The organism is Mycolicibacterium sichuanense (genome assembly GCF_033741125.1).
In the GTDB taxonomy this organism is placed as follows: Bacteria; Actinomycetota; Actinomycetes; order Mycobacteriales; family Mycobacteriaceae; genus Mycobacterium.
Map to the genome: position 1 here is coordinate 1,295,874 of NZ_JAWQPU010000001.1, position 20,890 is coordinate 1,316,763.

20 protein-coding genes and 1 pseudogene are annotated in these 20,890 nt (G+C 69.4%); 16 read left to right on the plus strand and 5 right to left on the minus strand.

Annotated features, from left to right (window positions below):
* Nucleotides 1-29: 29 nt before the first annotated feature.
* A complete protein-coding gene (locus SBI80_RS06260; protein WP_413232640.1) occupies nucleotides 30-923 on the minus strand; it encodes a D-alanyl-D-alanine carboxypeptidase family protein in 894 nt (297 codons plus the stop codon).
* 186 nt (nucleotides 924-1,109) lie between these two features.
* Between SBI80_RS06260 and SBI80_RS06265 the strand changes: the two genes are divergently transcribed.
* The 8 genes from SBI80_RS06265 to trmD all read left to right on the plus strand — a co-directional run bounded on the left by SBI80_RS06265 (nucleotide 1,110) and on the right by trmD (nucleotide 8,539).
* Nucleotides 1,110-2,921, plus strand: coding sequence for an N-acetylglutaminylglutamine amidotransferase (locus SBI80_RS06265; RefSeq protein ID WP_318973727.1), 1,812 nt, complete (start codon nucleotides 1,110-1,112; stop codon nucleotides 2,919-2,921).
* Between the two features lie 2 nt (nucleotides 2,922-2,923).
* Nucleotides 2,924-4,639, plus strand: coding sequence for an N-acetylglutaminylglutamine synthetase (gene ngg / locus SBI80_RS06270; protein ID WP_318973511.1), 1,716 nt, complete (start codon nucleotides 2,924-2,926; stop codon nucleotides 4,637-4,639).
* A 76-nt stretch (nucleotides 4,640-4,715) separates the two neighbouring features.
* Nucleotides 4,716-5,933 (plus strand): osmoprotectant NAGGN system M42 family peptidase, encoded by a 1,218-nt coding sequence (locus tag SBI80_RS06275; RefSeq protein ID WP_318973728.1) that lies wholly within the window; start codon nucleotides 4,716-4,718, stop codon nucleotides 5,931-5,933.
* Between the two features lie 34 nt (nucleotides 5,934-5,967).
* A complete protein-coding gene (locus tag SBI80_RS06280; protein ID WP_318973512.1) occupies nucleotides 5,968-6,384 on the plus strand; it encodes a nuclear transport factor 2 family protein in 417 nt (138 codons plus the stop codon).
* 177 nt (nucleotides 6,385-6,561) lie between these two features.
* A complete protein-coding gene (gene rpsP / locus SBI80_RS06285) occupies nucleotides 6,562-7,032 on the plus strand; it encodes a 30S ribosomal protein S16 (protein ID WP_318973513.1) in 471 nt (156 codons plus the stop codon).
* The gene (locus tag SBI80_RS06290; protein WP_029114920.1) at nucleotides 7,029-7,271 is read left to right on the plus strand and encodes an RNA-binding protein; all 243 of its coding nucleotides are present in this window, start codon (nucleotides 7,029-7,031) and stop codon (nucleotides 7,269-7,271) included. Before rpsP ends, SBI80_RS06290 begins: the two co-directional genes overlap by 4 nt.
* Nucleotides 7,272-7,317: 46 nt before the next feature.
* On the plus strand, nucleotides 7,318-7,848 hold the full coding sequence (gene rimM / locus SBI80_RS06295; protein WP_318973514.1) for a ribosome maturation factor RimM: 531 nt from the start codon (nucleotides 7,318-7,320) through the stop codon (nucleotides 7,846-7,848).
* A gap of 10 nt (nucleotides 7,849-7,858) precedes the next feature.
* A complete protein-coding gene (trmD, locus tag SBI80_RS06300; protein WP_318973515.1) occupies nucleotides 7,859-8,539 on the plus strand; it encodes a tRNA (guanosine(37)-N1)-methyltransferase TrmD in 681 nt (226 codons plus the stop codon).
* Here trmD and SBI80_RS06305 read toward each other — a convergent pair.
* Nucleotides 8,536-9,462: a serine hydrolase gene (locus SBI80_RS06305; RefSeq protein WP_318973516.1), complete on the minus strand. Its 927-nt coding sequence runs from the start codon at nucleotides 9,460-9,462 to the stop codon at nucleotides 8,536-8,538. The genes trmD and SBI80_RS06305 overlap by 4 nt on opposite strands.
* Nucleotides 9,463-9,788: 326 nt before the next feature.
* Between SBI80_RS06305 and rplS the strand changes: the two genes are divergently transcribed.
* The 8 genes and pseudogenes from rplS to SBI80_RS06345 form a co-directional block, all read left to right on the plus strand.
* Nucleotides 9,789-10,130 (plus strand): 50S ribosomal protein L19, encoded by a 342-nt coding sequence (rplS, locus tag SBI80_RS06310; protein ID WP_318973517.1) that lies wholly within the window; start codon nucleotides 9,789-9,791, stop codon nucleotides 10,128-10,130.
* A gap of 86 nt (nucleotides 10,131-10,216) precedes the next feature.
* Nucleotides 10,217-11,062 (plus strand): signal peptidase I, encoded by an 846-nt coding sequence (gene lepB / locus SBI80_RS06315; protein ID WP_318973518.1) that lies wholly within the window; start codon nucleotides 10,217-10,219, stop codon nucleotides 11,060-11,062.
* A gap of 8 nt (nucleotides 11,063-11,070) precedes the next feature.
* Complete coding sequence (locus tag SBI80_RS06320; RefSeq protein WP_318973519.1) at nucleotides 11,071-11,754, plus strand: ribonuclease HII; 684 nt, start codon at nucleotides 11,071-11,073, stop codon at nucleotides 11,752-11,754.
* 41 nt (nucleotides 11,755-11,795) lie between these two features.
* Complete coding sequence (locus tag SBI80_RS06325; RefSeq protein WP_024450376.1) at nucleotides 11,796-12,101, plus strand: DUF2469 domain-containing protein; 306 nt, start codon at nucleotides 11,796-11,798, stop codon at nucleotides 12,099-12,101.
* 155 nt (nucleotides 12,102-12,256) lie between these two features.
* The gene (locus tag SBI80_RS06330; protein ID WP_318973520.1) at nucleotides 12,257-12,868 is read left to right on the plus strand and encodes a DUF1942 domain-containing protein; all 612 of its coding nucleotides are present in this window, start codon (nucleotides 12,257-12,259) and stop codon (nucleotides 12,866-12,868) included.
* Between the two features lie 139 nt (nucleotides 12,869-13,007).
* Complete coding sequence (locus SBI80_RS06335) at nucleotides 13,008-13,781, plus strand: HAD-IIA family hydrolase (RefSeq protein ID WP_318973521.1); 774 nt, start codon at nucleotides 13,008-13,010, stop codon at nucleotides 13,779-13,781.
* A 42-nt stretch (nucleotides 13,782-13,823) separates the two neighbouring features.
* Nucleotides 13,824-15,020 carry a CoA transferase gene (locus SBI80_RS06340; RefSeq protein ID WP_318973522.1) on the plus strand — a complete coding sequence of 399 codons (1,197 nt, stop codon included), beginning with the start codon at nucleotides 13,824-13,826 and terminating at the stop codon, nucleotides 15,018-15,020.
* A pseudogene (locus SBI80_RS06345) lies at nucleotides 15,017-15,745 on the plus strand (acyl-CoA thioesterase); the annotation flags it as partial. The gene SBI80_RS06340 and the pseudogene SBI80_RS06345, both read left to right, overlap by 4 nt.
* Here SBI80_RS06345 and SBI80_RS06350 read toward each other — a convergent pair.
* From SBI80_RS06350 to SBI80_RS06360, 3 genes are read right to left on the minus strand one after another with little or no spacing between them, the layout of a single operon-like run.
* Complete coding sequence (locus SBI80_RS06350) at nucleotides 15,695-18,256, minus strand: AMP-binding protein (protein ID WP_318973523.1); 2,562 nt, start codon at nucleotides 18,254-18,256, stop codon at nucleotides 15,695-15,697. The pseudogene SBI80_RS06345 and the gene SBI80_RS06350 sit on opposite strands and share 51 nt — an antisense overlap.
* The gene (locus tag SBI80_RS06355; RefSeq protein ID WP_318973524.1) at nucleotides 18,256-19,314 is read right to left on the minus strand and encodes an ABC transporter ATP-binding protein; all 1,059 of its coding nucleotides are present in this window, start codon (nucleotides 19,312-19,314) and stop codon (nucleotides 18,256-18,258) included. The genes SBI80_RS06350 and SBI80_RS06355 overlap by 1 nt, the downstream gene beginning before the upstream one ends.
* The gene (locus SBI80_RS06360) at nucleotides 19,311-20,888 is read right to left on the minus strand and encodes an ABC transporter permease (protein ID WP_318973525.1); all 1,578 of its coding nucleotides are present in this window, start codon (nucleotides 20,886-20,888) and stop codon (nucleotides 19,311-19,313) included. Before SBI80_RS06360 ends, SBI80_RS06355 begins: the two co-directional genes overlap by 4 nt.
* Nucleotides 20,889-20,890: the final 2 nt, after the last annotated feature.

Consider the following 20,890-nt stretch of genomic DNA (forward strand, 5'->3'; position numbering starts at 1 on the left):
CGATCGGGTCTCCGTCGGGTATCGGCGGGCTACAGCGTGCCGACCGCGGTCGAGCGGTCCTGCGCGAAGCCCCAGTCGAGCAGCCCGGTGGCCTGGTCCCAGTAGGTCGGGCCGCCCGGCACGACGAGGCCGTACATCATCGCCACGACCAGACGTCGGCCGTCGCGTTGCGCCGCACCGACGAACGTCTTGCGGGCGGGGTCGGTGAAACCCGTCTTGCCGCCGAGCATGCCCGGGTACCGTCCCAGCAGCTCGTCCTGGTTGATCAGCGTCACCGGACCCGCGTCCCCGGGAAACGGGGCGGTCGGTGACGACGTGATCGCCGCGAAGACCGGATTGGCCAGTGCAGCGCGGAAGAGGACGACCAGATCGTGCGGGGTGGTGTACCCGTCGATGCCGGGGCCGTCCAGGCCCGACGGTGAGCCGGCCCGGGTGCCGGTGGCTCCGAGCGACACGGCCTTGGCGTTCATCTTGGCCACTGCTGCGTCGCGACCGCCGAGCATGTGGGCCAGGGTGTTGGCTGCGTCGTTGCCCGACACCAGCAGCAACCCGTCGAGCAGCTCCTGGGTGGTGTAGGTGCGGCCGGCCCGCACCCCGGCGCAATTGCACTCGGTCCGCGCGTCCGCGTCGTCGGCCACCACCGAGCGGTCGAGCGGCAGCTCGTCGAGGACCACCAGGGCTAGCAGCACCTTGATGGTGCTGGCAGGCGGATGGGTGACGTACTCGTCGCGCCCGGCCAGGATCTGCCCGGAATCCATGTCGGCGAGGATCCACGCCGGGGCGGGACCGTTGGGAATCTGCGGCGCGGCGATCGGCGCGACGTCGGTGTCGGCGCTGGCGGCGCCGAGCGATGGTCCCGCCAGCACCGTTGGGCAAACGGTCATCGCCATCGCCAACGCCAGAGCGCCGAGGAGCCTCGCCATGACCGCCGAGCCTACGGGGACCGGCATGGGGGTCCGGCAGCGCCCTCGCCCGCCAGTGGCCTGGGCCACACGTGTTTGACGCCGGCGTAATGGGGCTACACATCGGCCGGCCGACATCGTCGTGCGCGGACGATTCTCGGCCGTTCTTCTCGACATCGAGGACGCAGACCGAGGGAGTCGATCACCATTTGTGGCATAGCCGGCGAAATCGCCAAGGGCCGCCCCGCCGACCTGGCGGCCATCGGCGCGATGACGGACTGCATGGTGCCCCGTGGACCCGACGGCGGTGGTGCCTGGTCCAGCGGGGGGGTGGCGTTCGGCCATCGCCGCCTGGCGATCATCGACCTGTCCACCAGCGGGCATCAGCCGATGCACGATCCCGAACTCGGCCTGACGGTCGCGTTCAACGGCTGCATCTACAACTACCCGGAACTGCGCCAGCAGCTGCTGGGGCTTGGGTACCGCTTCTTCTCGCACAGCGACACCGAGGTCATCCTCAAGGGGTACCGCGAGTGGGGTGAACGCGTCGTCGACCACCTCAAGGGCATGTTCGCCTTCGCCGTCGCCGAGACCGACAGCGGGCGGGTCGTGCTGGCGCGCGACCGCCTCGGGGTGAAGCCGCTGTACTGGAGCGAGGTGGCCGAGGGCGGCGGCACCGGGGCACTGCGCTTCGCCTCGTCGCTGCCCGCCCTGGTGGCCGCGGGCGGGGTCGACACCGACCTGGACCCGATCGCGCTGAACCACTACCTGAGCTTCCACTCCGTGGTGCCGGCGCCCCGGACGATCCTCAAGGGCGTCCGCAAGCTCGAGCCGGGCACCATCATGCGGATCGAGCCCGACGGCAGCCGCAGCACCCATACGTATTGGGAGCCCGTGTTCGAACGTGCGCCCGAGCGCGCCGACTGGTCGGAGGCGGACTGGCAGGACGCCGTCCTCACCTCGCTGCGGACCGCGGTGGAGCGCCGCCTGGTGGCCGACGTCCCGGTGGGCTGTCTGCTGTCGGGCGGGCTGGACTCCAGCCTCATCGTCGGCCTGCTCGCCGAGGCCGGTCAGCATGGCCTGCAGACCTTCTCCATCGGCTTCGAGTCCGTGGGTGGCGAGGAGGGCGACGAGTTCAAGTACTCCGACGTCATCGCCCGTCACTACGGCACCGACTACCACCAGATCCGCATCGACACCGCGCGGATGCTGCCCGCGCTCACCGACACCATCGGCGCGATGAGCGAGCCGATGATGAGTCACGACTGCGTGGCGTTCTATCTGCTGTCCCAGGAGGTCAGCAAACACGTCAAGGTCGTGCAGTCCGGCCAGGGCGCCGACGAGATCTTCGCCGGTTACCACTGGTATCCACCCATGGCCAAGGCCGCCGACGACGACCCCCGCGACGCCCTGGCGCGCTACCGCGCGGCGTTCTTCGACCGTGACCATGCGGGCCTGAACCGGCTGTTGTCGCCGCCGTGGCAGCTCGACGCCGACGTCGCGGGGGAGTACGTCCTCGAGCACTTCTCCCGTCCCGGTGCCGCCACCGCCACCGACCGCGCCCTGCGCCTGGACACCACCGTGATGCTCGTCGACGACCCGGTGAAGCGCGTCGACAACATGACCATGGCCTGGGGGCTCGAGGGCCGCGTGCCGTTCCTGGACCACGAGCTCGTCGAACTGGCCGCCACCTGCCCACCCGAGCTGAAGACCGCCTACGACGGCAAGGGAGTGCTGAAGGAGGCCGCCCGCAAGGTCATCCCGCACGAGGTGATCGACCGTCCGAAGGGGTACTTCCCGGTGCCGGCGCTCAAGCACCTCGAGGGGCCGTATCTCGACCTGGTCGGAGACGCGCTGCACAGCTCAGCCGCCCGTGACCGCGGGCTGTTCGCACCGGACGCCGTCGACGGCCTGCTCGCCGACCCGAACGGCAACCTCACTCCGCTGCGCGGAAATCCGTTGTGGCAGATCGGTTTGCTCGAGCTGTGGCTCGCCAACCACGTGGATGGAACGAAGTGACCATGACCAAGGACGCGGACAGCCAGGCCGTCGGCGTAGTCCAGGACCTCGGCTGGGGCCGGCTGGTGTTCGGGCAGACGTGTGAGGATCCCGAGCAGTTCGGGACTGCCCTGCGGGCCGAGGCCAGCGGTCGCCGCGACATCGGCATGTACCTCGACGCCCCGCACGTGTTCGTCGCGCTGCATCCGCAGGAGTTCTTCATCGACCCGAGCTTCACCTACCGGGTCGACCTGACCAAGCCGCTGGCCTACGAGCCGGCGCCGGTGCCGGGATTGACCGTGCGCGCGGTGCGCAGCATCGACGACTGCGCCGCGATCAACCACATCTACCTGCAGTGCCGGATGGTGCCAGCCGACGTCGACCTGATGTGGGAGAACAGCCAGCACCAGCCCCACATGGTCTACCTGGTGGTGACCGACGACGACACCGGGGCCGTGGTGGGTACCGTCACCGGAATCGACCACGTCCAGCTCTTCGGCGACGAGGAGAACGGTTCCAGCCTGTGGTGCCTGGCGGTCGACCCGACGCTGTCCCGGCCCGGTGTCGGCGGCTTGCTGGTGCGCTCGCTGATCGACGAGTTCATTCGCCGCGGACGCGCGCAGATGGACCTGTCGGTGCTGCACGACAACGAGGGCGCGATCGCGCTCTACGAGCGGATGGGCTTCGTGCGCGTGCCGGTGCTCGGCGTCAAGCGCAAGAACGCCATCAACGAGAAGCTGTTCGCTCCCGCGATGGCCGAAGAGGAACTGTCGCAACTCAATCCGTACGCCAGGATCATCGCCGACGAGGCGATCCTGCGAGGCATCGCCGTGCAGGTGCTCGACGCCAAGGGCGGCTACCTCAAGCTCACCCACGGCGGCACCAGCGTCGTGACGCGCGAGTCGTTGTCCGAGCTGACCAACGCGGTCGCCATGAGCCGCTGCGACGACAAGCGCGTGGCGCGCCGGGTCGTCGCCGAGGCCGGCATCCGGGTGCCGCGCGGATTCACCGCCACGTTCACCGACGAGGACCACGCATTCCTCGAGGAGGTCGGCTCGGTGGTCGTCAAGCCGGCCCGCGGCGAGCAGGGCGCGGGAATCACCGTCGGGGTCACCAGGGCCGAAGACCTCGACCGTGCCACCAAGCTGGCCGCCCAGCACAGCCCCGTGGTGCTGATCGAGGAGCTCTGCCAGGGTGAGGACCTGCGCCTCGTCGTCATCAACGGCAAGGTGATCGCCGCGGCGTTGCGCCGGCCGCCGGAGGTCGTCGGCAGCGGTGACCACACCATCCGCCAACTCGTCGAGGCCCAGAGCCGGCGGCGGGCCGCCGCCACGCACGGCGAGTCGACCATCCCGATCGACGACGTCACCGTCGACACGGTCCGCGAGGCGGGCTATGAGCTCGACGACGTGCTGCCGCTCAACGAGCGCCTGGTCGTTCGGCGAACTGCCAACCTGCACACCGGGGGAACGATCCGCGACGTGACCGACGACCTGCACCCCACTCTCGCCAAGGTCGCCATCGACGCCGCGGACGCGATCGGCATCCCGGTGACGGGCATCGACCTGATCGTGCCGTCGGTCGACGGCGAGGAGTACGTGTTCATCGAGGCGAACGAACGCCCCGGGCTGGCCAACCACGAGCCGCGGCCGACGGCGCAGGCATTCGTCGACCTGCTGTTCCCGCGGACCGCGGCGACCCCGTGGGCGTGGCAGCCCGACCCCGTCGGCCAGGACTGAGCGGCACTAGGCTCCCTGCGACGACTCGTAGACCCGAAAGGCAACCTTGACCGACCTCGCGACCCATGCCGCCCGGATGCCCTCCGACGACCGAAGCTGGATGGTCGACACACTGCTGGCCCTCCTGCAGACGCCGAGCCCGTCGGGCCGCACCGACGCCGTGATGCAGTTGATCGGCGGCATCCTCGACGACATGGGCGTGCCCTTCACGCTGACCCGCCGCGGTGCCCTTACCGCCGAACTGCCCGGTGCGTCGTCGACGATCGACCGCGCGATCGTCGTGCACGCCGACACCATCGGCTGCATGGTGCGCGAGCTGAAGGACAACGGCCGGCTGGAGCTGATCCCGGTTGGCACGTTCTCCGCGCGGTTCGCCGCGGGCGCCCGGGTGCGTATCTTCACCGACGACGCCGACGAGTTCATCACCGGAACGGTCATGCCGCTCAAGGCATCCGGACACGCGTTCGGCGACGAGATCGACACCCAGCCGACCGACTGGGAGCACGTCGAGGTCCGCGTCGACCGCAACGTGTCCACCCGGGACGACCTCGTCGCGCTCGGGCTCAACGTGGGTGACTTCGTCGCGTTCATCACCAGCCCCGAGCTCACCGAGGACGGCTTCATCGTCTCGCGCCACCTCGACGGAAAGGCCGGCGTCGCGGTCGCACTGGCTCTTGCGCGCAACGTGATGGCCAAGGAGGTGGTGCTGCCGCACCGTACGACGATCATGGTGACCATCACCGAGGAGGTCGGCCACGGCGCCAGCAGCGGGCTGCCGCCGGACGTCGCCGAGCTGATCTCGGTCGACAACGCGGTGTGCGCGCCGGGGCAGCACTCGCTCGAGCACGGCGTCACCATCCCGATGGCCGATCTGCACGGCCCGTTCGACTACCACCTGACCCGCAAGCTGCTGCGGCTGGCCAAGGAAGAGGGAATCGCCCACGCGCGGGACATCTTTCGCTTCTACCGCTCGGACGCGGCGGCGGCCATCGAGGCGGGCGCCAACACCCGGGCGGCGCTCGTCGCGTTCGGCCTGGACGGCAGCCACGGTTGGGAGCGAAGCCACCTGGACTCCCTGGAGGCGTGCTACCTGCTGCTGGAGCGTTGGCTGCGCACCCCGCTGACGTTCGCGACGTGGGACGCCAAGCCGTCGGGCAAGCTGCGCGACTTCCCCTCGTCCAAGCAGCCTGCCCCCAGCGAGCAGTGGGTGCCGCTGTCGCGCGGTGACCACACCGAACCTGGGGACGTCTCACCCGGTGAGCACTGGCCCCCCGCCGACGGCCCGCAAGCCTGACCCGGGTCTTGACGGGCGGTGTTGAATCGAACCCGTGCTGAGCCTCGAAGAGATCTCCGACCGCCTCGAGTTGCAACAGCTCCTGGTGAATTACTCGACGGCGATCGACACCCGGCGGTTCGACGACCTCGACCGGGTGTTCACCGCCGACGCCTACATCGACTATCGCGCCATGGGCGGCATCGACGGTTCGTTTCCCGAGGTGAAGGCGTGGCTGGCCGAGGTGTTGCCGCACTTCCCGGCATATTCGCATTTGATCGGCAACTTCGACGTCGCGATCACGGGGGACACCGCGGCGTCGCGGGTGCTCTGCTTCAACCCGATGGTGCTCGGCGGGGACGGGCAGGTGCTGTTCTGCGGGCTCTGGTACGACGACGAGTTCGTCCGCACACCCGACGGCTGGCGGATGACCCGGCGCGTCGAGACCAAGTGCTTCGACCGGGTCGTCTGAGCGGGATTTTCCTCCGCGGGGCGTGGTCTGGCACAATGGTCGGCTGTCTGCTGCGCGACACGGTTCGATTCGCTCGATGCGCCGTGCAGCGGTCACACACGTAGGGCAAGACCGGACCGGGCAATCCGCCCGAGTCGCTGAATTGCAGCGTGGCAACCGGAAACGAGTTCGTAGAACATGGCTGTCAAGATCAAGCTCACCCGCCTCGGCAAGATCCGCAACCCGCAGTACCGCATCGCCGTCGCCGACGCACGCAACCGTCGCGACGGACGCTCGATCGAGGTCATCGGGCGCTACCACCCCAAGGAAGATCCCAGCATCATCGAGATCGACTCGGAGCGTGCGCAGTACTGGCTGGGCGTCGGTGCCCAGCCCACCGAGCCCGTGCTGGCGCTGCTGAAGATCACCGGTGACTGGCAGAAGTTCAAGGGCCTGCCCGGCGCCGAGGGCACGCTGCGCGTCAAGGAGCCCAAGCCAAGCAAGCTGGATCTGTTCAACGCCGCGCTCGCCGCCGCGGACGACGCCCCGACCGGCGACGCCACCACGGCCAAGAAGAAGAAGGCGCCGGCCAAGAAGGCCGACGAGGCCGAGGCCGTTCCCGCCGACGCCGCCGCCGAGTCCGCACCCGCGGACGCCGCCACCGAATGAGCACCGTCGTCGTCGACGCCGTCGAGCACCTGGTGCGCGGCATCGTCGACAACCCCGATGACGTCCGCGTCGACATGGTGACCAACCGCCGGGGACGCACCGTCGAGGTGCACGTGCACCCCGACGACCTCGGCAAGGTCATCGGTCGCGGCGGCCGCACGGCCACCGCGTTGCGCACGCTGGTCGCCGGCATCGGCGGCCGAGGTATTCGCGTCGACGTGGTGGACACCGACCAGTAGCAGACGCTCGCCGGTACGGGAGCGAAGCGACTCGGGAGGAATACGCATGGATCTCGTCGTCGGGCGCGTCGTCAAGGCGCATGGAATCGGTGGCGAGATCGTCGTCGAGGTCCGCACCGACGATCCCTTCGACCGCTTCGCTCCCGGTACCGCACTGCGGGCCAGGGCCCGCGACAGGAGCGAGCGCGACTTCCGCGTCGAATCCATGCGCGAGCACGGCGGCCGGCTGCTGGTTCGGCTCGAGGGCGTGGGCAGCCGTGACGCCGCAGATGCGCTGCGCGGCAACCTGTTCGTCGTCGACACGGCCGACCTGCCGCCGATCGAGGACCCCGACGAGTTCTACGACCACCAGCTCGAGGGGCTGCGGGTGCGCACCACGGCCGGTGCGGTCGTCGGTGCCGTCGCCGAGGTGCTGCACACCCCTGCGGGGGAGCTGCTGGCCGTGCGCCCGGCCGAGGGTGACGGTCCGGAGATTCTGGTGCCATTCGTCAGCGCCATCGTCACGGGCGTATCGCTGGAGGACGGCGTGATCGAGATCGACCCGCCCGACGGCCTGCTGGACCTGGACTCGATCTAGGTGCGACGCCATGCGAATTGACGTCGTCACGATCTTCCCGGACTACCTGGACCCGTTGCGACAGTCGTTGCCGGGCAAGGCCATCGCCAACGGCGTCGTCGACATCGCGGTGCACGATCTGCGGCGCTGGACCCGCGACGTGCATCATTCCGTCGACGACTCCCCGTACGGTGGCGGCCCCGGCATGGTGATGAAGGCGCCGGTGTGGGGCGAGGCGCTCGACGAGATCTGTTCGGCGGAAACGCTTCTCGTCGTTCCGACCCCGGCCGGTCGGCCCTTCCGGCAGGTCGACGCGCAGCGGTGGAGTGCGGAGTCGCACCTGGTGTTCGCCTGCGGGCGCTACGAGGGCATCGACCAGCGCGTCGTCGACGATGCGGCGCGGCGGATGCGGGTGGAGGAGGTGTCCATCGGCGACTACGTGCTACCCGGCGGTGAATCGGCCACCCTGGTCATGATCGAGGCCGTCGTCCGGCTGCTTCCCGACGTACTCGGCAATCCGGAGTCGCACCAGCAGGATTCGCACTCCAATGGCCTGCTCGAGGGTCCCAGCTACACCCGGCCGGCGAGCTGGCGCGGGCTGGACGTCCCGCCGGTCCTGCTCTCGGGTGACCACGCCAAGGTGGCGGCGTGGCGCCACGAACAATCCGTGCACCGAACCCGCGAGCGCAGGCCGGACCTTCTGCCCGACTAGATGCGGCCGGTGGGGAACATGGTCTTGACCGCCTGGGTGATGGTCTGGCGCGCCTCGGCATCGTCGACGGGTTGCATCGACCCGATCACCATGACGTAGCGCCGGTCCAGGCCGATCACCCCGGTGGACATGTGCATCCAGTTGCCACCACCCCAGCAGCACATCCAGCCCTGCTTGACGGCGACGGACTCGGCGGGCAGCCCGTCGGGGATGCCGAACCGCTGCGGGTAGCCGTCGATGCCGTTGGGGGTCGACTGGGAGAGGTTGGACAGGATGATGCTGGCGCGCTCGGGCGGGAGGCCGCCGCGGCCGTCGAGCAACATGTCGTAATACCGCACCAGGTCGGCGGCGGTGCTCATCGTGTTCCACCAATTGCCGTCGTACGGCGTCGTGGTCGAACTCAGCCCGTAGCGGGCCGCCACGCGGGTGATGATGGCGCTTCCACCGCTGCGGTTCCAGAACGTGTTCGCGGCGTCGTCGTCCGAGGACCGCAGCATCACGTCCAGCTGCTGCCGGTCGGCGGGGGAGAGCTCGGTCTGGTTCTTGGACTCCTGCAGCAGCAGGTCGTCGGCGATGAACAGCTTGGCCACCGACGCGATGGGCATGGCCGTGGTGTTGCCGTTGGACACCATCTGGCCCGTGCTGCGATCGAGTATCAGCGCGATGATCTTGGCACCGTCGCTGGCGGCATCCGCGGTGGCCTGGTGTTCGCGGACGTCCAGTCCGGTGAAGCCTGCGGGGGGTTCGCCGGGTGGGGCCTCGGGCAGGGGCGCCATGCTGCCCAGGGGTGCGACGACCGTGAGCGCGGGAGAGACGGGCGCCGGCGGCGTGCCGTAGACCTTGGCTTCGCAACCCGCGGCGACCGTTGCAGCGGTGGCTGCGAGCGCGGCGATCACGAGCACCCTGGACGGTCGCCGGAACATGGCCCTCCCTCGGCGAATCTGACGGACGGGTGAAAGTGTTTGGTTGCCAGCCCCCACACTCGTTGCCCACCCTAACCGTTTCGCGGTGGCACCGCGCCCCGCTGCGGCACCTGCCTGCCGGGTGGCGTTCACCGATCGTTCGATCACGATTTCGTCGGCGAGGTGCCCGTCTGGCACAATTGACCAGTTGTCTGCGCACGGCGGATCGAACACGTCCCTGCCTGCTGCGTCAGCACCCGAAGGACCCCGGCCCGGCCACGCGTCGTACAGCGACGCGATGCCCAAGGTCGCAACTGAGAACAACGAACCATGAGGAAGTGTCACCGATGAACACCCTGGACTTTCTTGATCAGTCGTCGCTGCGCGACGACATCCCGGTCTTCGGCCCCGGCGACACCGTGAACGTTCACGTGAAGGTCATCGAGGGCTCCAAGGAGCGAGTGCAGGTCTTCAAGGGCGTCGTGCTGCGCAGGCAGGGTGGCGGCGTTCGCGAGACCTTCACCGTGCGCAAGGAAAGCTACGGCGTCGGCGTCGAGCGGACCTTCCCGGTGCACTCGCCCAACATCGATCACATCGATGTCGTCACCCGCGGTGACGTTCGTCGCGCCAAGCTCTACTACCTGCGCGAGCTGCGGGGCAAGAAGGCGAAGATCAAGGAAAAGCGCTGATCGCCTCCGGCGCCGCACCCGGACGGGTGTGACGGTTGGAACCCGAGCAGGGCAGCGGTCAGCACCGCGCTGGCTACTCTGATGGCGTGAGTGGATCCACTGATGCCCCCGATGCGACGGAAGCGGACGCCGATGGTTCTGAGCCGTCTGCGGTAGCGGACCGCGAGGCCGAGGCGCAGGACGAGGATCCGCCGAAGAAGAAGCGGGGCGCGGTCCGCGAGGCCGCGATCCTGCTCACCATCGCGCTGGTCCTGTACTACGTGATGCTGACGTTCGTCGCGCGTCCGTACCTGATTCCCTCGGAGTCGATGGAGCCGACGCTGCACGGCTGCGCCGGGTGCGTGGGCGACCGCATCATGGTCGACAAGGTCACCTACGACTTCAGCACTCCGCAACCGGGTGACGTGATCGTGTTCAAGGGCCCGCCCGCTTGGAACGTCGGCTACAAGTCGATCCGGTCCGACAGCACGCCCATCCGCTGGGTGCAGAATGCGCTCTCGTTCATCGGGTTCGTCCCGCCGGACGAGAACGACCTGGTCAAGCGGGTCATCGCGGTGGGCGGCCAGACGGTCGAGTGCCGAGCCAGCACCGGGCTGACCGTGGATGGCAAGAAGCTGCACGAGCCCTATCTCGACGTCACCACGATGATGGCCGACCCGGCGATCTACCCCTGCTTGGGCAATGAGTTCGGGCCGGTCAAGGTCCCGCCGAATCGGCTGTGGGTGATGGGTGACAACCGCACGCACTCGGCCGACTCGCGCGCGCACTGCACCAACCTGCCCGCCGACGCCCAGCGCGGTCTGTTGTGCACCGGCGACCCGATGGCGGGCACCGTTCCGGTGGACAACGTCATCGGCAAGGCGCGGTTCATCGCCTGGCCACCCGGACGCTGGGGCGGCGTGTCGGCCATCAACCCGCAGACCACGCAGTAGGAGCCCCCTTGCCGGCGTCCTGGCCGCCTCGAGCCGTGATCCGCAAGTCCACGGGGCTGCGCACCATCGAATCCGCGCTCTACCGCGGCGGTCTTGGCCCGGTCGCCGGGGTCGACGAGGTGGGTCGCGGTGCGTGTGCGGGTCCGCTCGTGGTGGCGGCCTGCGTGCTAGGCCCCAATCGGTTGGAGAGCCTGGCGGCGCTGGATGACTCCAAGAGGCTCAACGAGCGGGAACGCGAACGGTTGTTCCCGCTGATCCGCCGGTATGCCCTGGCCCATCACGTCGTGTTCATCCCCTCGACGGAGGTGGACCGGCGCGGCGTGCACGTGGCCAACATCGAGGGCATGCGCCGGGCCGTCGCGGGGTTGTCGCTGCGGCCGGGGTACGTGCTCAGCGACGGGTTCCGGGTGCCCGGGCTGCCGATGCCGTCGCTGCCGGTCGTCGGTGGGGACGCCGCGGCGGCGTGCATCGCCGCGGCCAGCGTACTGGCCAAGGTCAGCCGCGACCGCCTGATGGTGCAGCTGGATTCGCGGTATCCCGGCTATGGCTTCGCCGAACACAAGGGGTACGGCACCCCGTTCCACACCGCGGCACTGGCCCAGCTCGGCCCGTGCAGCGAGCACCGATTCTCATTCATCAACGTGCGGAGAGTGGCCCATGGCGAGCCCGAGCGGCACGCCGAATCGGGCTGAGGAAAGATGTACCGTACGACTACCGGAGGACCACTGAACCGATGAGTGCCGAGGATCTCGAGAAGTACGAAACCGAGATGGAGCTCTCGCTGTACCGCGAATACAAGGACATCGTGGGGCAGTTCAGTTACGTCGTGGAGACCGAGCGCCGCTTCTACCTGGCCAACAGCGTGGAGCTGGTGCCCCGCAACGCCGACGGAGAGGTCTACTTCGAGCTCCGTCTCGCCGACGCGTGGGTCTGGGACATGTACCGGCCCGCCCGCTTCGTCAAGCAGGTCCGGGTCATCACCTTCAAGGACGTCAACATCGAAGAGGTCGAGAAGCCCGAGCTACGGCTGCCGGACTGATTTCAGCAGCGCCGAGAACCACACCTGCGTCGCCCTCGTCTCCAGGGCAGGAGCTTGCCACGCGTGCCGTCGGAGCATGGCCGTGAAATCGTCCCTCGAGCCGAGGTGGCGAGGTAACGTTCGGCCTCGAAGCGCGTGACGCAGAGGGGTGGATCATGGACATTCGGAAATTCGTGGGAGCAACCGGCATCGCTGCGGTCGCGGTCGTCGTGGCCACCGGTACGGCCATTCCGGCTTCAGCTGCCAACGACATCAAGCCATTCGGAGTGCCGGAGTCACTCGAGGACGTCTACGGCAACCCGATGATCACCTACACGGTGCAGGGGTTGCGACCGAGTTCGGACGCCGTGTTCCACAACGGCCGGTTGTACGAGGCGACCGTGACGAGCGATGGGGGCATTCCCGTGGCTGCGCTGTTCAACGCCCGCGCCGAGAGCGGGCAGAACTATCGGATCGTCGGCGGCGGAATCCCCGGCAAGATCTACTTCGACGTCGTTGGCGACACCCCCAACAGCGTCGTCTACAACGACGGTGTTCAGGACTTGATGGTGTGGGTCTCGACGAGCGGTGCGAACCAGGGCATTGGTCCGGCGGGCCCTGGAGACACCAGCGAGATCATCGGGGGAGCCCCCACCGACGTCGGTGCCGGGCAGGGGCCGAGCGAACCGGCCGCACCCGAGGTCGTCGTGCCGCCCCCCTTCCAGCTCACGGAACCCGACGTGGCTCAGCCTGGGTTCAACGCCGGCTCTGGCGGTGGTCGTCGCTGATCGCTCCGTCTGCTGAGTCGGACGCACCCGGCTGGGTGATGAGTGCGCCAGCGTCACATTTCGCGCTCTCGGACCTGCATGTCGGATCCCTTGGCGGCATGCGCTGACGCCGCTAGCCCGGGCTTGCCACACTGTAGGCATGCGAAAGACACCGGAGTGCTGGCTCACCGACATGGACGGCGTCCTCGTCCACGAGGAACGCGCCCTGCCGGGTGCCGCCGAATTCCTCCAGCGGCTCACCGACAAGCGGCGGCCGTTCCTCGTGCTGACCAACAACTCGATCTTCACGCCGCGGGATCTGGCCGCCCGATTGCTGCGATCCGGACTCGAGGTGCCCGAGGAGGCGATCTGGACCTCGGCACTGGCGACTGCGGACTTCCTTCGTTCGCAGCTGCCCGGCGGGTCCGCCTACGTGATCGGCGAGGCCGGCCTGACGACGGCGCTGCACGAGGTGGGGTACACGCTGACCGACACCGGACCCGACTTCGTCGTGCTCGGGGAGACGCGGACGTACTCCTTCGAGGCGATCACCAAGGCCATCCGGCTGATCGGCGCGGGCGCCCGCTTCATCGCGACCAACCCCGACGTCACCGGTCCGTCGGCCGAGGGGCCGACACCGGCAACGGGATCGGTCGCCGCGCTGATCACCAAGGCCACCGGCCGCGAGCCGTACTTCGTCGGCAAGCCAAATCCGATGATGTTCCGCAGCGCCATGAACCGCATCGAGGCGCACTCGGAGAGCACCTACATGGTGGGCGACCGGATGGACACCGACGTCGTCGCCGGCATCGAGGCGGGCCTGGAGACCATCCTGGTGCTCACCGGTTCCACGGCGCTGGCCGACATCGAGAAGTATCCGTTCCGGCCCAGCCAGGTGCTGAACTCCATCGCCGACGCCGTCGAGTTGGTCTGAGCCCCCGCGGGTGACCTCGCGGGCGATCAATATCGTGTGGGCATGACTGACGCCACGCGTCCGCTGGCCGGGGTGCGGATCATCGAGATCTCGAGCTTCGTCGCCGTTCCGCTCGCCGGGATGACGTTGGCCCAGCTGGGCGCCGAGGTGATCCGGGTCGATCCGGTCGCCGGGGCGGCCGATCAGCACCGCTGGCCGCTTACGGCCGACGGGGAGAGCATCTACTGGGCCGGGCTCAACAAGGGCAAGCTGTCCGCCGCAATCGACGTACGGGCATCGGCGGGGCAGGAGCTGATCGCCCGGTTGATCCTCGACGGCGGCATCTTGATCACCAATGTCGTTGGACGTCAATGGCATTCGTATGAGACGTTGGTGGCGTCGCGATCCGATCTGATCCACGTCGAGGTCTCCGGTCGCGCTGACGGCGGCACCGGGGTGGACTACACCGTCAACGCCGGCGTCGGCTTCCCGATGGTGACCGGTCCCGCCGACCTGGCGGGTCCGGTCAACCACGTCCTGCCCGCGTGGGACGTCAGCTGCGGGCTCTACGTGGCGCTCGCGGTGTTGGCGGCGCTGCGACACCGCGACGCCACCGGGCAGGGGCAGCGCGTCGTCGTCCCGCTGGAGGACGTCGCGCTGGCCACCGCAGGCAACCTCGGCTTCTTGACCGAGGCGATGGTCAACGGCGTGACCCGCGGACGCATCGGCAACTCGATCTACGGTCAGTACGGGCAGGCCTTCGTCAGCGAGGACGGGGTCTCCTTCATGGTGGTCGCGCTCACGGGACGCCACTTCCGCGATCTGACCGAGGTGACCGGAACGACGAAGGCGGTTGCCGCACTCGGTGTCGCACTTGGCGTCGACCTCACCGACGAAGGCCAGCGGTATCGCCACCGCGACGCGCTCACCGGCCTGTTCACGGTGTGGTTCGCCAGCCACACCGCCGACCAGATCGGGACGGCCCTGGCCGGGACGTCGATTCTGTGGGAGCGCTACCGCACGTTCGGAGAGACCGCGAGGGACCCCAAGGTGACCGACAACCCGCTGTTCAGCACGCTGCACCAACCCCGGATCGGCACGTACCTGGCACCCGGCCTACCGCTGTCGGTCGACGGCGTTCACGCGCCGGCGCAGCCCGCGCCGGCCCTTGGCGACCACACCGCCGCCCTGCTCCGTGAGCGACTCGGCCTGTCCGACGCCGAGATTGGGCGCCTGACCGATGCGGGAACCATCGCGTGAGCAGGCTGCTGCGGTTGCTCGACGTCCAACCGGGTGCGACGGAGGACGCCTGGCTCGGGCCGGCCAGCGGGCCGGAGGGCAAGCGCGCCTACGGCGGTCAGTTCATGGCGCAGAGTCTGGCCGCCGCCAGCCGCACCGTGGAGCCCGCCAAGCTGCCCACCAGCATGCACCTGCAGTTCCTGCGAGGTGGCGCGGCCGGCGCGTCCGTCGACTACTCCGTGCAGCGGGTCTTCGACGGCCGCACCGCCTCCTCGCGCCAGGTCGAGGCCCGCCAGGATGGCCGGCTGATGACCCTGGCCACCGTTGGCTTCGCGGTGCCGCTGCCCGGTCCGGAGCACGGCAGCCACGACGGGGTGACGCAGGACCCCGAGGCGCTGCCGCGTACCGGGCCCGCCGGTCCCGCACCGTCGATGCCGCTGGACGAGATCGACATCCGGGTGGCCGACGACGGCTCCGGCGGCGAATTCGTCCGCCGGCTCTGGTGGCGGGTCGAGGTGCCGGTGCCCGACGATCCGCTGCTGCACGACGTGATCGCCACCTACGTGTGCGACGTATACATGATCGATCCGGCGCTTCGGGTGCACGGCCACTCGATGCAGGCCCGCTCCCACCGCAGCGGCACGACGGACTCGTCGATCTGGTTTCACCGGCCGGTGCGCGCCGACCGCTGGAACCTACTGGAGACCAGGTCCCCGGCCGCCGCGCGCGGCCGGGGCGTCATCACCGGCAGCCTGGTCGGGGCCGACGGCGAGATCGCCGCCACCCTGGCGCAGGAGGGGCTCATCGCCGAGCGGTAGCGACCGCACGGCGCGGCGGGTCCGCGCTACCGTGAGCAGCTTGGTCAGGGCGATGCCGACCACCAGCGACGCGGTCACGCCGAGCGCGCGGTGCTCGCCGAACAGCGGATACACCTGGTAGTGGGTGAGATAGATGAACAGCGACGCATCGGCGATGACGCCCGCGGCCACGGTGCACGCTGACGGGCACCGGATCGCGGGCACCCACACCAGAAGGGCCAGTCCGACGAACACCAGCGCTTCCCGGCCCGAATCGTCGAAGTAACCCACCACACCGACCGCAAGGACGGCGGTGACGGCGGCGCGCTGCCAGGGATTCGACGCCTTCGACGCGGCCCAGCCGACGGCGAAGAACCAGAACGCCAGCACCGTGAACCAGGCGCCGTGGCCCATGCCGAACCCGTCGAACCGGATCGCCAGGCCGAAGACCAGGAACGCGCACGCGAAACCGAACGGACCGCGCCGCTCCAGGCGGTCCGCCAGGGGTGTGCAGCACACCAGCGCCAGGGCCACCAGGATCCACACCACGACTTCGACGAACCACAATCGGCCCGCCGTCATGCTGTCGTCCGGGCCGAGGAACTTGTTGGCCAGCAACAGGTTCGACGCCGTGTAGTCGTCGGTGATCACCAGCGCGATCGCCACCCACAGCACCGACGGGACCGCGATCCAGGCGATGGTCGCGGCCATTCGTCGGCTGCGTTGGACGCGCGGCAGTGGGGTCAGGCAGAACCGGCCGAAGTTGTAGCCCGCGACGCCGAGTAGCACGTGCGCACCGCCCCACAGCGTGTACAGGTCGGCGTGCGAACCGACGACCAGCACGATGGCGAGGGCCCGCAGCGCGACGCTCGCCTCGAGCGTGGCGCTCCACCACCGTCGCGGCTTGGCGGCGGCCTGCAACTCGCGCAACGGCATTCGCGGCCAGTCGGCGGGCAGGTGGCCGATGGCGCGTTCGAGGCGCACCGACAGCGACACGTATGACAGCGAGTTCCCGCCGAGATCGACGAAACTCGCGCCGGGGTCGATCACCGTGGGATCGAGCTGCAGCACCTCGGCGTAGAGGTCGCGCAGATCCCGGCCGGTCCCTCCCGGCGCCTTCGTCGCGGCGGCCAGCGCCCTGACGGCGGGAAGGTCGGGCTTGCCGGCGGGCAGGCGCGGGATCTCGTCGACGGCCAGGACGCGGATCGCCGACGGGGGCAGGCCGGCGGCTTCGGCGGCGATGCGCTGGACGTCGCATCCGCGCGATTGGTCGCTGACCGCGACCAGGAGGACGTCCGCGTCCTCGGTGCAGACCGCGGTGACACCAGCCGCGTGGAGGAAGTCCTCGACCCGCTGCAGGTCGATGCGCAGACCGTACAGCTTGACGAAGCGGCTGAGGCGGCCGACGACTTCGTACAGACCGTTGGCGTTGCGGCGGGCGAGGTCGCCGCTGCGCAGCGCGTGGGTCGTGCGACCGGCCGCGAGGTCCTCGGTCCCCGCGGCGTAGCCCATCATGACGTTGGGGCCGTGGTAGATCAGCTCGCCGGCGTCGTCCGGGGCGCCGGCCACGGGTTCCAGATCGAACCGGCCACCGGGGATGGGTACGCCGATCGCCGCCGGGTTGTCGGCGGCGAGATCGGGCGGGAGGTAGGCCATCCTGGCGGTGGCCTCCGTGGCGCCGTACATGACGAAGAACTGCCAGCCACGTCGGCGCCCGAGGCCGGCCCACCGACGCACCTGCTCGGGGGCGAGCCGGCCGCCGGCCTGCGTGAGGTAGCGCAGGTGCGGCAGCGACATGTCGTCGAAGCCGACGCGGTCCAGCAGGTCGAAGGTGTGCGGCACCCCGGCGAACGTCGTCACCCGGTGGCCTGCAACCAGATCCCAGAACGCGTCGTCGACGACGGAGTGGTCGGTCAGCACGAGGCCGGCGCCGCGTCGCAGGTGGCTGTGGATCACCGAGAGGCCGTAGCAGTAGGACATCGGCAGAGTCGTTGCGGCCCTGTCGGTGTGGCGGATGTCGAGGTAGGTCGCGATGGCGTCGGCGTTGGCGGCCAGATTGCCCCGCGACAGCCGCACCAGCTTCGGGGACCCCGTGCTGCCCGACGTGGACAGCAGCAGTGCCAGGTCCGGGTGCAGGTCGTGGGCGGCACCGTGCCGGTGCCGGACCCGGCCCGCGCCGATCACCACGTCGGGGTCGTAGGCGTCGATCACCGCGCAGTGGTCGACGCCGGCGGGCAGCGGCATGACGACGTGTCCGCCTGCGAGGGCCCCCAGGTAGCTCACCAGGGTGTCGACGTCGTTGCAGGTCTCGAGCAGGACCAGTCTGCGCCGAGCACCGAGATCCGATGCGGCTGCGGCGGTCCGGTCCGCGAGGTCGCGGTAGCTCAGGGTTTCGTCGGCGGTCAGCACCGCGGGATCGTCACCGCGCGAGGCGAGGTGTTCGACCAGTCGGTCGAACATCAGCGCGACCGCTCGTCGAGGACGACCGCCGATCCCACCACGTCGATGCGGACCTTGGCGTCGACCCGGGGCGGGTCGAGGCTGTGCTGGCGGACGGTGATCGGCTGTCCCGCACCGGGATCCACTACCAGCAACACGTCGTGGCCGCGGAACTCCGAGGACAGCACGGTGCCGGTGCCCACGGCGTCGCCCTCGTCGTCGCCCACCTCGGTGGCGACCAGCTGTTCGGGTCGCAGCATCAGGGTGGCCGGTCCATCGGCGGCACCGGCCCGCACGGGAAGCCGGCCGAGTACGCAGTGCGCCACGTCGTCGGCGACCGTGCCGGGCAGCAGTACGCAGTCGCCGAGGAACTGGGCGGTGAACGCGTCGCCCGGGGCGAGGTAGACCTGTTGTGGCGTACCGACTGTGGTGAACCGGCCGTCGCACATGACGGCCACCTGGTCGGCGATCGACAACGCCTCCTCCTGGTCGTGGGTCACCAGCAGCGTCGTCACGCGGGCGTCGGCGAGCAGGCGGGCCACGGCCTTGCGGGTGGACGCGCGCAGGCCGGTGTCCAGGGCGCTGAAGGGTTCGTCGAGCAGCATCACCGCCGGCTTCCTGGCCAGCGCCCTGGCCAGCGCCACGCGTTGCTGCTGACCGCCGGAGAGTTGATGGGGCCGGCGTCGCGCCATCGATGCGTCGAGGGAGACGGTGTCGAGCAGTTCGGCGACCCTCGCGCGGGAGCGCCGGGCGCCCCCGGGCAGGCCGTAGGCGATGTTTTGTTCGACGGTCAGGTGCGGGAACAGCGCGCCGTCCTGCGCGACGTAGCCGACGTCCCTGCGGTGCGCCGCGATGAATCCACCGGGCTCGGCCACCGTGCGTCCGGCGATGGAGATGGTTCCGGCGTCCGGGGTTTCGAAGCCGGCAACGAGTCGCAGCAGGGTGGTCTTGCCGCAGCCGGAGGCGCCGACCACGGCGGTGACGGTGCCCGTCGGAACGGTCAGGTCGATGCCGTGCAGGACGGTGTGGCCGTCGAACGACTTGGACAGGCCGGTGACCTCGAGCGCATTGGTCGTCACAGTGCGGCGGCCTTCGTCGATTGCCGGGACAAGACCAGGGTCACCGGCACGGACAGTGCGACCAGCAGCAGTGCGAAGGGTGCGGCGGCCGCGTAGTCGAGCTCGCTACTCAGCGACCAGAAGCGCATCGCCAGTGTGTTGGTTCCGGTCGGCGCGAGTAGCAGGGTGGCCGTCAATTCGGTTGCCACGGCCACGAATACCAGCGACGCGCCGGCTGCGGCGGCCGGGGCGGTGAGCCGCAGGGTGACGCGAAGGAACGTCCGCGTGGGGGACACCCCGAGCGAGCGCGAGGCCTCCTCGACCCCCGGCGGCACCTGGGCCAGCCCCGACCGTAGGTTCACCATCGCCCGCGGGATGAACATCAGCACGTAGGCTGCCAGGATCAGCGAGAGGGTCTGATACAGCGGGGGAGCGATGCGAATGGCGACCGTGACGAGCGCCAGCGCGGTGACGATCCCCGGCATGGAGCTGGTGACGAAGTTCGAGCCCTCGACGAAGCGGGCGAAGAATCCGCGGTACCGCACGGCCACCCAGGCGAAGGGAAAGGCCAGCATCGTCGTGACGGCGGCGGCGATCGCGGCCAGGCCCGCGGTCTGCAGCGTCGCGGATAGGACGTCACCGTGGGACCACACCCCGGCGCCGCCGATCCACAGCCAGCGCGTCACCGTCCAGGCCGGCACTCCGAGCGCCAGCACGATGAGCACGAGCAGGGCGGCCGTCGCAGGAATCCGATTGCGGCCCAATCGGTGTGCTGACAGCCGCCGTTGGGCGCCCGACCCGATCCTGGCGTACCTGGCGGTACCGCGGGCGCCGGCCTCACCGGCCAGCAGGATCAGGCACAGGATGACGAGCACCCCGGCGAGCGTGCTGCCCGCCGCACCGTTGAACGTCGACTGAAATTGTTCGAAGATGGCCGTCGTCAGGGTCGCGAAGCGCAGCATCGCAAAGGCGCCGTACTCCGCCAGCAGATGCACCCCGATCAGCAGGCCGCCGCCGAGGATGGCCAGCCGCAACTGCGGGAGCACTACTCGCCAAAAGGCTCCGCTCGCACTGGAACCCAGTGCGCGCGCGGACTCCTCGAGCGCGGGATCGAGCCGTCGCAGCGTGGCCGCGGCCGGCACGTAGACGAAGGGAAAGTAGGACGTGGTCGCGACCAGTATCGCCGCCCAGAAACCGTGCAGCGACGGGATGACGCTGACCCAGGCGTAGCTGTTGATGAATGCCGGCACCGCCAGCGGCGCCACGAACAGGGGGCGCCACAGCGCGCGGCCCGGTGCGTCGGTGCGCTCCACCAGCCAGGCGGCCCCGACGCCGAGCACCACGCACAGCGGAACGGTCACGACCACCAATCCGACGGTGTCGACCAGTAATTCGCCAACGCGAGGCCGCGCGATGAGGGCGTAGGCCTGAGCCGGACCGGTCGACACCACCGCCCAGGCGACGTACCCGAGCGGCACGAAGGTGGCGGCGACCAGAACTGCGACGACCCCGATCAGCAGCGGCCCAGGCCGGGATGCCGCCAACTCGACCGACCGCGGGTGCTCCGCGGTCGGCACGGCTCGTGTGGTGACCACCT